This window comes from Haoranjiania flava, from assembly GCF_025631005.1.
In the GTDB taxonomy this organism is placed as follows: Bacteria; Bacteroidota; Bacteroidia; order Chitinophagales; family Chitinophagaceae; genus Haoranjiania; species Haoranjiania flava.
Map to the genome: position 1 here is coordinate 1 of NZ_JAOTPL010000036.1, position 11,834 is coordinate 11,834.

General features: G+C 42.6%; 11 protein-coding genes. 6 read left to right on the forward strand and 5 right to left on the reverse strand.

Features of this window, described 5'->3' with window-relative positions:
- Window positions 1-191: 191 nt before the first annotated feature.
- The 4 genes from OD355_RS13535 to OD355_RS13550 form a co-directional block, all read right to left on the reverse strand.
- Complete coding sequence (locus OD355_RS13535; RefSeq protein ID WP_263039027.1) at window positions 192-977, reverse strand: 3-keto-disaccharide hydrolase; 786 nt, start codon at window positions 975-977, stop codon at window positions 192-194.
- A gap of 27 nt (window positions 978-1,004) precedes the next feature.
- On the reverse strand, window positions 1,005-2,477 hold the full coding sequence (locus tag OD355_RS13540) for a Gfo/Idh/MocA family protein (protein ID WP_263039028.1): 1,473 nt from the start codon (window positions 2,475-2,477) through the stop codon (window positions 1,005-1,007).
- Between the two features lie 177 nt (window positions 2,478-2,654).
- Entirely contained in the window at window positions 2,655-4,334 is a 1,680-nt protein-coding gene (locus OD355_RS13545; protein ID WP_263039029.1) for a GMC oxidoreductase, read from the reverse strand.
- Between the two features lie 10 nt (window positions 4,335-4,344).
- Window positions 4,345-5,004, reverse strand: coding sequence for a gluconate 2-dehydrogenase subunit 3 family protein (locus OD355_RS13550; protein WP_263039030.1), 660 nt, complete (start codon window positions 5,002-5,004; stop codon window positions 4,345-4,347).
- Window positions 5,005-5,356: 352 nt separating this feature from the next.
- Between OD355_RS13550 and OD355_RS13555 the strand changes: the two genes are divergently transcribed.
- Genes OD355_RS13555 through OD355_RS13565 form a run of 3 tightly spaced genes read left to right on the forward strand, consistent with a single transcriptional unit; the run spans window position 5,357 to window position 8,260 of the window.
- Window positions 5,357-6,601 carry a M16 family metallopeptidase gene (locus tag OD355_RS13555; RefSeq protein ID WP_263039031.1) on the forward strand — a complete coding sequence of 415 codons (1,245 nt, stop codon included), beginning with the start codon at window positions 5,357-5,359 and terminating at the stop codon, window positions 6,599-6,601.
- A gap of 6 nt (window positions 6,602-6,607) precedes the next feature.
- Entirely contained in the window at window positions 6,608-7,891 is a 1,284-nt protein-coding gene (locus tag OD355_RS13560) for a M16 family metallopeptidase (RefSeq protein WP_263039032.1), read from the forward strand.
- A gap of 18 nt (window positions 7,892-7,909) precedes the next feature.
- The gene (locus tag OD355_RS13565; protein ID WP_263039033.1) at window positions 7,910-8,260 is read left to right on the forward strand and encodes a phage holin family protein; all 351 of its coding nucleotides are present in this window, start codon (window positions 7,910-7,912) and stop codon (window positions 8,258-8,260) included.
- Window positions 8,261-8,450: 190 nt separating this feature from the next.
- Here the strand turns inward: OD355_RS13565 and OD355_RS13570 are convergent, their stop codons facing one another.
- Complete coding sequence (locus OD355_RS13570) at window positions 8,451-8,939, reverse strand: TlpA family protein disulfide reductase (RefSeq protein WP_263039034.1); 489 nt, start codon at window positions 8,937-8,939, stop codon at window positions 8,451-8,453.
- 101 nt (window positions 8,940-9,040) lie between these two features.
- Between OD355_RS13570 and OD355_RS13575 the strand changes: the two genes are divergently transcribed.
- From OD355_RS13575 to OD355_RS13585, 3 genes are all read left to right on the forward strand, one after another.
- Window positions 9,041-9,814: a hypothetical protein gene (locus OD355_RS13575; protein WP_263039035.1), complete on the forward strand. Its 774-nt coding sequence runs from the start codon at window positions 9,041-9,043 to the stop codon at window positions 9,812-9,814.
- Between the two features lie 76 nt (window positions 9,815-9,890).
- Window positions 9,891-10,913 carry a vWA domain-containing protein gene (locus OD355_RS13580; RefSeq protein ID WP_263039036.1) on the forward strand — a complete coding sequence of 341 codons (1,023 nt, stop codon included), beginning with the start codon at window positions 9,891-9,893 and terminating at the stop codon, window positions 10,911-10,913.
- On the forward strand, window positions 10,910-11,572 hold the full coding sequence (locus OD355_RS13585; protein WP_263039037.1) for a tetratricopeptide repeat protein: 663 nt from the start codon (window positions 10,910-10,912) through the stop codon (window positions 11,570-11,572). The genes OD355_RS13580 and OD355_RS13585 overlap by 4 nt, the downstream gene beginning before the upstream one ends.
- Window positions 11,573-11,834 lie beyond the last annotated feature (262 nt).

The following is an 11,834-nucleotide window of genomic DNA, read 5'->3' on the forward strand; positions in this document are numbered from 1 at the left end:
TTTAGTGCGCCGCTGCTGCGGCTGTTATTATTGACAGATGGAACTCCGCTAAGCTATCATTCCATAAAACAATTAACCCTCGCTTCGTTGCATCTGTATATTTTTTGAACGGAAGATTTGCAGAAATAATTTTAAACAAAAAAGTGTTCCGGAATACATGGAATCCGAAACACTTATAATCATTCAATTAATTAATCTAAATTTTTGATCTTAATGTTTCTGAACCATACATCATCGCCATGATCCTGAAGACCTATGTAACCTTCCTGCTTTTCGCCGCCGGCATTCAGGAAGTTGGGCCAATTCTTGAATTTACTGTTGGCTACCATATTCTTCCAGTCGTCTGTCCACAGGTGATATTCAACCACGTTTTCCCCGTTTTGCTGGTGGATCACTGTGCCTTTGTACACAATGATGCCGCCTGTATTCCATTCACCTGCAGGCTTAGCATTCTGAGGCTTGGCAGGAACCAGGTCGTACAATGAAGCAGACTGGCGGTTGCCGTCTTTGCCCAATTTGGCATCAGGATGTTTGGCATTGTCCAGGATCTGGTACTCGGGAGAAGATTCATAAATAGGCTTGCCGGGTACTTCCTGGGCCAGGTAGAATACACCGCTGTTGCCGCCTTCAGAAACTTTCCACTCAAAGGTCATCTCAAAATTCTTATACTTTTTATCTAAGATTATGTCGCCACCATCTTTCGCTCCTGCTTCGCCCTTGCCGGATCCGTTGATTTTAATAGCGCCATCTTCAATAGTCCATGCCTTGGGCATATCGGTGCGGTTGTAGCCGCGCCAGCCGGTAAAATCTGTGCCGTTGAAAACGGTTTCCCAACCGGTTGTGTCTGCTACTGAAGTGGTTTTCACAGAATCTTTTCCTGTGGAGTCTGTTGCTGCCTGGTTATTGGCAGAATTGCAGGAAGCTGTAAGCATAGTGCACATTATAAGCGCCGTAAGGCTGTAAAGTATTTTCTTCATCTCTTTATTGTTTGTTTAATTATACATTTATTTAGGCATGGCAGGCAACTGGTAACCATTGTGATAAGTGTGCTTAATAAGCTCTTCTGCAAATGCGTTGGCATTCACCGGCTCAGTGTAAGTTTTATCAAATGTTGGATGACCGTCATGAATCTTAAAGCCGTCTTTTACAATGGTGCGGATAGTAGCGTCTTTAGGAATATTGGTAAACCTCATGTTCGGGCCATCCCAGTGCAGCACCTGGTTTAAGCTTTGCAGGCGCACGGCAAGCACACCCATAACCACCATCTCATTGAAAGGACCCGCTTCGCTAAACGGTGAAGAAGTCTGTAAGCGGCTGGCCGGGTTCTCTTTACAGGCACGTACCCAATCCATCTCATGAGAAAGCTTTATTTCTCTTTGAGTTTTTGGAGAGGCTGGCTTTCTGCCGGATAATAAATAAGGATTCATACCATAGCAACCGCAGATAAGCGTATCTTTCGTGCCGTAGAAAATACAGGCTCCGCCAGAATCGTTCATATTTTTTCCGGCAGGCAAGCCTTTGGGACGCTCAGGCAATATACCGCCATCGTACCAATAAACATCAACTTCAGGAAAGGCAACTTTAGCAGTACCAGGCCTGGCAGGGAAAGTATATTTTACTTTTTCTGCATTAGGTGCAGACTCGCTCAGCAACATGGTAGAGCTTCCTTCTACTTTTGTGGGATAGCCTAATTTCAGTCCTTTAAACACAGGATGTAATATATGACAGGCCATATCGCCCAGGGCGCCTGTACCAAAATCCCACCATCCGCGCCAGTTCCAGGGCGTGTATATCGGGTTGTAAGGACGCATGGGAGCCGGACCTATAAACGATTCCCAGTCAAGTGTAGAAGGTGCAGTCATAGATTGTTCGGGGCGCTCTAAACCCTGTGGCCAGATAGGACGGTCGGTAAATGTCTCTACTTTTCTTACCGTGCCTATTTCTCCGTTCCAGATCCAGTCAACCACCTGGCGTACACCGGGCAGGGAGGCTCCCTGGTTACCCATTTGTGTAGCCACTTTATATTTTTCAGCAAGCTTTGTAAGCAGACGTGATTCGTAAACACTGTGAGTGAGCGGCTTTTGCAGGTACACATGTTTACCCATAGTCATTGCATCTGCAGATACTATGGCGTGTGTGTGGTCTGCTGTAGCTACCACAACAGCATCAATCGTCTTTCCCAGCTCTTCGTACATCTTCCTGTAATCTTTGTACTTTTTAGCTTTGGGGTAATGATCAAAAACGCGTTGGCTGTATTTCCAGTCTACATCGCAAAGCCCTACGATGTTCTCTGATTCCATCTTTTTAAGATTGGCAAAACCCATACCGCCTACACCAATACCAGCAATATTCAATTTATCACTGGGAGAAGTGTGGCCGTGAGACTTACCCAATATAGACGATGGAGCAATCATTACTCCGGCAGCCGCAATTGAGCCTGTTTGAAGAAATTTCTTCCGAGTTACTTTTGAAGACATGTCTTAAAATTTAAAAATTAAAATAATTATAGAAAAATATCAAAACCCAATAGTCCAATATCCTGTTTTCAAAGCCCGGTTTCTGCAATCTACCGGAAAATTAGTAAATCTTTATTATCTGGCAATATTTTTATTATGCGAATTAAACAACACCAGCATCTATCAAAATAAATATCACTATAAATTCATTTTCTTTAATTCACTGACTGCATAATCGCATGCACGAGTCGTAAGCGCCATGTAGGTCAGGGAAGGGTTTTGGGATGCTGAGGATGTCATACATGCTCCGTCGGTAACGAAAACGTTCGGCACATCGTGCATCTGGTTCCATTTGTTTAGCACAGATGTTTTCGGGTCGTGGCCCATTCTTGCGGTTCCCATTTCATGAATAGCCATCCCGGGATAAGAACCCCCATCGTAGGTATGCACATCTTTTATACCTGCACTTTCCAGCATTTCGGCAGCATCATTGATCATATCCACACGCATCTTTTTCTCATTGGCTTTAAATTCGCAATCAATGTTCAGCACCGGCTGCCCCCATTTATCTTTTTTGCTTTTATCGATAGTAACTTTATTTTCGAAATAAGGAAGCATTTCACCAAAACCGCCTAAGCCAATTGTCCACGGGCCGGGTTTCGACAATTCGTCTTTAAAATCTCCGCCAATGCCAAACTCAGCAATATGCCTTTGCCAGTTGCCCCTGCTTGCCCCGCCCTGGTAGCCAAAGCCGCGGAGGTAATCTCTTTTATCATTGCCGATATTTCTGTATCTTGGTATAAATAAGCCGCCTGAGGGCCGCCTGCCAAAATAATATTTATCATCAAACCCTTCTGCCTTGCCTGATGCGCCGCATCTGAAGTGGTGATCCATAAGATTGTGGCCCAGCTGGCCGCTTGAGTTGCCCAGTCCGTTTGGAAAAGCTGTAGATACGGAATTAAGCAAAATAAAAGTAGTGCCTAATGTAGAAGCATTGACAAAAATAATTTTGCTGAAAAACTCTGTGACTTCGTTTGTTTCTGCATCTATTACCCTTACGCCGGTGGCACGCTTTTTATCTTTATCATAAATGATGGAATTTACAATAGAGAAGGGCCTGAGTGTAAGATTCCCTGTTGCTACTGCTGCAGGCAAAGTAGATGACTGGGTGCTGAAGTAAGCGCCGAAGGGGCAGCCCCTGCTGCAAAGATTTCTATACTGGCACCTGCTTCTGCCGGGCAGGTCTTCTGTAAGATTGGCTATGCGGGCATTGGTAAGCAAACGCGTCCCTTTATATTTTTCTTTAACACGTTTTCTCACTTCTTCTTCTACACAGTTCAGCGCCATTGCAGGCTGAAAAATACTGTTTGGGAAATGCGGAAAAGCTTCATGCTGACCGGAGATACCGGCAAACTTTTCCACGTGGTCGTACCAGGGCTCCAGGTCTTTGTAACGTATAGGCCAGTCAACAGCTACGCCTTGCTTGGCGTTCTCTTCAAAATTCAGATCGCTCCACCTGTAGCTCTGCCTGCCCCACATAAGAGAACGGCCGCCTACATGATAGCCTCTGTACCAGTCAAACCTCTTGGTTTCTATATAGGGATTCTCAAGATCGTTAACCCAAAAATTTTCATTAAATTCAGAATACGGGTAATCCCTTATATGCACCGGGTGATTATCCCGCTGGGTTACCGTAAGCCTGCCGCGGTGCTGAAATTCCCACGGGTTTTTATTGGCTGTTTCGTAGCCGCCGGGATGCTCTATATTCCTGCCCCTTTCCAGCATGATCACTTTCAGGCCTTTTTCACACAACTCTTTAGCAGCCCAGCCTCCGCTGATACCCGAACCGATAACAATAGCATCGTATGTATTACTCATAAGTTTTCCTTTATATTGCCCAGCCTTTTTGCCCGGGTTTCATATCAACACATGATTCAAATTTTGCAGGAATGGGTATGTATTCCAATGCCTGCGTTGCTCCGATCTCCGAAGTAAAATATCCCAGCAAGGTGAGCTCATGCATAATGGGAAAAAAGTGTGATTCAGACCTGTCGTCTTTATCATCTTCCACTTTAGCTTCTTTATCAGCGGCATCAATGCCTCTGAAATCAACATTTTTTAATTCAGATGACTTTAATGCTTCCTGCTCTTTCCTGTACTTCACAGTGTCTTCTGCCAATTGTTTGATCAGTGCATTTTTTTCGGGCACTGAGAGTTCTGTGAACTTTTTTTTGAATTTTCTTTCAGACAACCTGTCGATCTTTCTTAATCCTTTACTGAATTTCCTTTGATCGTCGGCGGTATAACAATCTTTCACCATCATCGCTATAAAGGGTCCCACACCTGCAGCTTTGGCGCCCGGCGTGTTGGTGGCAGGCAAAATTGTATCTGCTATTTCAGCAATCAGTGATTCATCTTCTATAGTAAAAGCAATTCCTTTTTCTTTGTTTTCAGAACGGCAGCTGCTAAACAAGGCACTCATTGTAGGAGCAGAAACAGCAATGCCAAGCGCCAGCGCCATATTTCTTACTGCTTCCCTTCTTTCCATGTATACATATGTTAATATTTAATTTTTTCTGTTTGCCACATTGAATGACCAAACCTAATTCTTATTATCATCCTTAGTTGGTAAAGATGCGTCATCTTTATGGTTATTCTATGTGTGTTTTTATTTTCTGTTCGTGGCCTGCTATAACCATCTTCCGCGGTCTATACATACTTAATCTTCATGATTATTTCATTTCATTAACACAAACATTTTTTTGAAAGCGTTAAATTAAAACAAAATAAATAAACAAGCCTTAATTAATCTTTAAAATATTTGTTTAAGTGCTATGATTTTAATCATATTATTACAATGTCATTAAGCTTCTTTAAATTGCAGCCTAATTTTTCTGAAAATGATCGATTTTTCAAGATTTGAGTTGAAGAACGGGTTGCGGGTACTGGTACATGAAGATGATTCAACACCACTTGCCGTAGTAAACGTAATGTATGATGTTGGCGCACGCGACGAAAACCCGGCACAAACCGGCTTTGCACATTTGTTTGAACACCTGATGTTTGGGGGAAGTATACATATTCCGGATTATGATGAGCCGCTGCAACTTGCAGGCGGAGAGAACAATGCTTATACAACCAATGACCTCACCAACTACTACTGCCAGATACCGGCAGAAAACCTGGAAACAGCATTCTGGCTTGAAAGCGACCGCATGTTAAGCCTTGCATTCTCTCAGAAAAGCCTGGAAGTACAAAAGAAAGTGGTTTGCGAAGAATTTAAAGAGCACTATATCAATAAGCCTTATGGAGATGCCTGGCAGAAGCTGAGAGAGCTGGCTTATACACAACATCCTTACCGGTGGATGACCATTGGCAGAGAACTTGCGCACATTGAAAATGCACAACTGCCCGATGTGGTCAACTTCTTTAAGAAATTCTACACCCCTGCCAACGCCATCCTGGTAGTTGCAGGAAATGTAACCGCAGCATCTGTGAAAAAGCTTGCAGAAAAATGGTTTGAACCAATTCCTGCCGGCAAAAAATATCATAGAAACTTAGTGCAGGAACCAATGCAGCAAGCGCATAAGGAAGAGGTGGTGTATGCCAAAGTGCCTGTCGACGCCATTTATAAAGTATGGCACATAGGCAAAAGGCTGGACAGGAGCTATTACATTGCCGACCTGATCACTGAAATACTGGGCGGGAGTTCTTCTTCAAGGCTTTACCAGCGGCTGGTGAAAGAAGCACAGTTGTTTTCTTCCATTTCCTGCTATCATCTCGGCAGCATAGACGATGGCCTGCTGACAATTGAAGGAAGATTGATAAAAGGTGTTGATATCGATATAGCAGAAGCTGCTATTGACAAAGAAATACACGACTTTCTGCAAAACGGGATTGAAGAAAAAGAACTCAACAAGGTAAAAAACAAGACGGAAAGCATGATACACTTTGAAGATATGAGCATCATGAACCGCGCCAACAGCCTTGCTTTTTACGAATTGCTGGGCGACGCAGGCCTCATCAATGCAGAGCTGGATCATTACAATTCGATTACAAACGGAGAGATTCATACATATGCGCGAGAGATTTTCAAAGAGACCAATTCCTGTACTTTAAAATATTTGGCAGAAGAAAGAAACTAAACAACAATGAACAGAAAAATAGCGCCAAAAATATACAATGCATTAGACTTTAACCTGAAAATAAAGCCCTGTGCGCATTTCAGGCTCAGCAACAACCTGCCTGTTTATACGTTGCATGCAGGCAAAGAAGAAGTAGTATCGGTAGACTTTGTATTTTTTGCAGGCAATTCCTTTGAAGAAAAAAATATTGTAGCTGCCTCAACGAACTTTTTATTGAAGAATGGTACCGCCCAAAAATCTGCTTTTGAGATCAATGAGCATTTTGATTATTACGGAGCTTTTTTAAACAGAAGCTGTTATAATGAAACAGCCGCACTGACATTGCATGCGCTCACAAAGCATTTGCCGGAGCTGTTGCCCGCCATGGCTGAAATACTTACAGATGCTACATTCCCGCAGGAAGAGCTTGACATTTACCGCACCAATGCGAAGCAAAAACTGGAAGTAAACCTTACTAAAGGAGACTTTGTAGCCAACAGGCTTATTGATGAATATGTTTACGGCTTTGATCATCCTTACGGCAGGTATACTTCTAAAGAAGCCTTTGATGCCATAGAAAGAGAAGAGCTGGCGGACTTTTATAAAAAATATTATACACACGGCAATTGTATGCTCTTTGTTTCCGGCTACCTGCCTGATGGGCTGGAAACGTTGCTGGACCAACATTTTGGTAAGCTGCCTTTTAATATCAGGCCATATGCTCCTGCTTCTTTCAATTATACCACACAGCCTTGCCCGCAAAAAAAACACACGGTGATCAATGACGAGAATGCTGTGCAGGGCGCCATCAGGATTGCGCGGCCGTTTCCGGACCGGCATTCAGAAAACTACCCGAAAGCGCTCGTGATGAATACTATTTTTGGCGGTTATTTTGGTTCAAGATTAATGGCAAATATACGGGAAGAAAAAGGCTATACTTATGGCATTCACAGCTATGTACAAAACCACATTAAAGATACGGCGCTCATGATCTCTACCGAAGCAGGAAGAAATGTGTGCGATGCCACCATAGCAGAAATATGGAAAGAAGCTAAAAAAATGCGCCAAGAACCTGTGGATGAAGAAGAATTAATGCTGGTAAAAAATTACCTGATCGGCAGTATACTGGCAGATATTGACGGGCCGTTCCAGATCATGAACCACTGGAAAACATATGTGTTGCAAGGGCTGGATGAAAACTATTTTTACAAAAGCACTAATGATATTAAAAACGTAACTTCGGAGGAAATACAATATTTTGCACAAAAATACCTGCAGGAAGAAGATTTCTGGCAATTAGTAGTTTATTAAAATTAAAAACAACATACCATGGGATTTATAGGACGGTTTCTTATCACAACGCTGGCTGTAATTATAGCTGCATATTTGTTGCCGGGTATTGAACTGAAGAACAATTTTACACCTTTGGTAGTAGCATTGGTGCTTGGTTTGCTTAATACGTTTATCAGGCCGGTACTGGTGTTCCTGTCCATGCCTATAACACTGGTCACCTTCGGTTTGTTTTTGTTGGTGATCAATACTATCATTATTAAATTCACATCCGGCATTGTGGAAAGCTTTCATGTAGAAAGCTGGTGGGCAGCTTTCTGGTTCAGCATTGTACTTTCATTGGTTACCTTTGTTTTGGAATCGCTGATCGGAAAAGCCAGGGAAAGTTAGGGTTGTTGGTTATTAAATTTTTAATGCCATAACAAGCACCTGTTATCAGTGTCGTCTCTTGTATTGCTTTCGCATCTTCGTTGCCGTTGTATGTAAACTAAAATACTGTATAAGCATCACTTTCAAAGCATCATCTTTCTGCTCGTTGTGCATCCCTCATGGCCGTTGTGGTTAAACAATGAAATAAACCTTAGTTCTGCTTAAGATATTCGTCAAATTTTCTGATAAAATTTTCATTGCTGTAATCTGCTGCGCCTTCATAAAACATGATCACTTTTCCTGATTTATCAAAAACCATTGTGGTGGGCAATACATCCCTGAACATACTTCTCGGGAAGCCGTTTACAGATTCATACACCGGAAGCTCAAATTTTCTCCGTTTTATAAAACGTTCTGCCTTTTTAAGGTCACTGTCAGCATCAACAAACAAAAACACTACTTCAGGATTATTTTTATAGAGTGTGTACAAATGATTAAGCCCGGGCATCTCCTGCACACATGGGCCGCACCAAGTTGCCCAGATATTCAGAAATACAACCTTACCCTTCAATCCAGACAAGGCAATAGTATCTCCTTTTAGGTTTTTAAAAATCAGCTCATGATCAGGATGGTCATCTGCAGTCTGGGCGAATAATTGGACTGAGCCTATGGCCAGCCAAAGAAATAATATAATTTTCAACGGTAGTCTCTTCATATTTTTTGGATGCTGTATAATAGCAATAGTTAAAAGTGAAACCATAAAAAAACTAATGCTTAGTTTTGCAGCAAATGTATGATGCAATGCGCAATATTTATATGATAGCAGGTTTGGTGCTGCTTTTTATATCGTGTTCTCCGAATAACGTAACGCAGAACAACCATCTTGCTGAATTTTTCAAAAAATACCAGTTCAGCGGGTCATTTGCTTTGCTCAACAATGCCAATGATGACTTCAGCATTTACAATTTAGAAGATTACCGCGATTCGGCATACGCCCCGGGCCCGGCGTTCGACCTCTTGAATGCAATGATCGCTATTGAAGCCGGCACTATCACCGATGAGAACAGCTTTCTGGAAAATACCGGTTCAAACAACACCCTTAAAAACTCGTTTGAAAAAAATCCTGTATTCTTCGACAGCCTGGCTAAGCACACAGGCAAAGACCACATGCAATTCTGGATCGACAGCGTGCACTATGGCCAGGTAAAAATCGACCAAAATGTTTCCGCTTTCTGGAAAGACAATTCACTGAAATTAAGTGCTGACGAGCAACTGGGCTTTATTAAAAACTTATATTTCTCTAATCTTCCATTCCAGAAAAGAACACAGGCAATCGGTAAAAACCTCTTGGGCAAGGAAGCGAATACCAAATATACACTGGCCTACAATAAAGGCATAGCGCCGCATGGCGATAAATTTGTATCGCTTATTACCGGCTGGATCGTGGAGAATAAGCATGTTTACTTTTTCAGCCTTACAACCAAACATGCAGATAAGGACATGCTCCGCGGAAACAGCGAAAAGCTGCTGAAAGAAATTTTAAAAGATTACGGCTTCTTTGAAGGTAAAAAGTAGATCACAAAAAGTTAAATTAATTGCAGTAACCTTTCTGCATCGTAATATTGGAATAATTTTAGAGAAATAGACATACATGTTATCGTTTGAAAATATTGAATTAGCCTGGGCATTACTCATCATCATTCCTTTAATACTGCTGTTTGCCGGCGTTGTGAAATGGAAGAAAAAAATAGCGCAAAGCATCGGCGATCATAAACTGGTAAAGAGGCTTACACAAAACTATGCCCATCGTAAATTCAAGCTTAAACTGCTTTTGATGATTATCGCAATCATCATTGGTGTATTGGCAGCCATGAATTTAAGAATGGAAAAAAATGATGGCAGCAACCTGCTGTCTGCCAATAAACAAATGGGTATTGACATTATCATTGCCTTGGACATAAGCAAGAGCATGCTTGCACAGGACATTAAACCTACACGCCTCGACCAGGCCAAACTGTTGATCAATAAGCTGATTGAAAACCTGGGCAATAACCGCATCGGTGTAGTAGTTTTTGCAGGACAGGCAATCCTGCAGATGCCTGTGACCAATGATGTGGGAGCAGCAAAAATGCTGATCTCGAACTTAACGCCCGACATGATACCTGTACAGGGTACCGAGATTGGTAAAGCGCTGTCTATTTCAAATCAGGCCCTGGGAAATGTGGCAGATAAAAAACATAAGGCAGTGATCCTCATCACGGATGGCGAAGACCATGATACCAGGACAAACGCTTCCATCAAAGAACTGCAAGATGCCGGCGTGGTAGTGTTTGCGATCGGTGTTGGCAGTGCAGAAGGAACACCCATTTTCGACCCTGCCGCCAATGACTATGTACGCGACAATAACGGCCAGACAGTGATCTCCAAATTGGGAGAAGACGGGTTAAAAAAAATAGCACAACGTACTAACGGCGCCTATTTCAGGCTTGACAATGATTTGAATGCAGCTGATAAAATCGCCCGGGGCATTAATGGCATGGAAAAAAAATTGCTGAATACACCGAATGCCGGGGCCAAAAATTACATTTCCTCATTTCCAATTCTTATCGGACTGATGTTGTTGCTGTTGATACTGGATATATTTATTTCTGACAGAAAAAGAAAATCGGTATGAAAAAGTTGCTAAGCATAATTTTATCCTTGTTTTTTATAGGTGTGTTTACAGAAAGTTCTGCCCAGCAAAACGGCAATAAAGAAGTGAACAAAGGCAATGAGGCATACAGGAAAGGCGATTTTGCAACGGCCCTGAAATTTTATGACCAGGCGCTGAAGATCAATCCAAGCAATGAATTTGCGAAAGTAAATAAAGGCATAGCCTACAACAAAACCAACAAAACAGAAGAAGCAATCAAAGCCTACAATGAAGCGCTGAAATCCGTCAGGGATGCTGGTTTGCGTTCAACAGTCAACTACAACAAAGGCGTCAACAGCGCTAAGCAGGAGAAATACCGCGAAGCTATTGATGACTTTAAAGAAGCCCTGCGCAAAACGCCACAGGACCAGAAAGCAAGGGAAAACCTGCAGTTGGCCATAAACAAGCTCAAACAAGAGCAACAGAAAGATCAACAGGATAAAAATAAAGACAAAGGCGGCGGCGGCCAGGATCAACAGAAGCAGCAGAATGAACAACAGAACCAGGACAAGAACAACATGAATAAAGAGCAGGCCGAGCGCTACCTCGACAACCTGCGCGAAGAAGAAAAAAACCTGCAGAACAAAATCATGAAACGCTCTGCCGGCGAGGGCCAGCGGGAGACACAGAAAGGATGGTAGCTTCAAGAAAGTGAATGGCGCGATGCAGGTAAATGGAGCATGGTGAGCAGTAAGAAGTAAAAGGTAAGCTGTGAGAGTTCCAATGAGTGCCTGGCGTTTGCCATGCCAGGTGTTTTTTCACCTGCACAAAAAATAAGCTACCACAGCTTCTGGTACTTTTTCTCTTCGAGGGGCTTCCAGCCGTAGCGCGGTTCGAAATAATTCCACAACAATGCCGATAAATCGCGGATGAGTTTAAAACCTTCATTGTCCTGTCCCCACG

Coding starts and splice junctions, on each gene's coding strand:
- OD355_RS13555 (WP_263039031.1), top strand. CDS start 5,357: ATGATCGATTTTTCAAGATTTGAGTTGAAGAACGGGTTGCGGGTACTG.
- OD355_RS13565 (WP_263039033.1), top strand. CDS start 7,910: ATGGGATTTATAGGACGGTTTCTTATCACAACGCTGGCTGTAATTATA.
- OD355_RS13540 (WP_263039028.1), bottom strand. CDS start 2,477: ATGTCTTCAAAAGTAACTCGGAAGAAATTTCTTCAAACAGGCTCAATT.
- OD355_RS13545 (WP_263039029.1), bottom strand. CDS start 4,334: ATGAGTAATACATACGATGCTATTGTTATCGGTTCGGGTATCAGCGGA.
- OD355_RS13560 (WP_263039032.1), top strand. CDS start 6,608: ATGAACAGAAAAATAGCGCCAAAAATATACAATGCATTAGACTTTAAC.
- OD355_RS13575 (WP_263039035.1), top strand. CDS start 9,041: ATGCGCAATATTTATATGATAGCAGGTTTGGTGCTGCTTTTTATATCG.
- OD355_RS13535 (WP_263039027.1), bottom strand. CDS start 977: ATGAAGAAAATACTTTACAGCCTTACGGCGCTTATAATGTGCACTATG.
- OD355_RS13550 (WP_263039030.1), bottom strand. CDS start 5,004: ATGGAAAGAAGGGAAGCAGTAAGAAATATGGCGCTGGCGCTTGGCATT.
- OD355_RS13585 (WP_263039037.1), top strand. CDS start 10,910: ATGAAAAAGTTGCTAAGCATAATTTTATCCTTGTTTTTTATAGGTGTG.
- OD355_RS13580 (WP_263039036.1), top strand. CDS start 9,891: ATGTTATCGTTTGAAAATATTGAATTAGCCTGGGCATTACTCATCATC.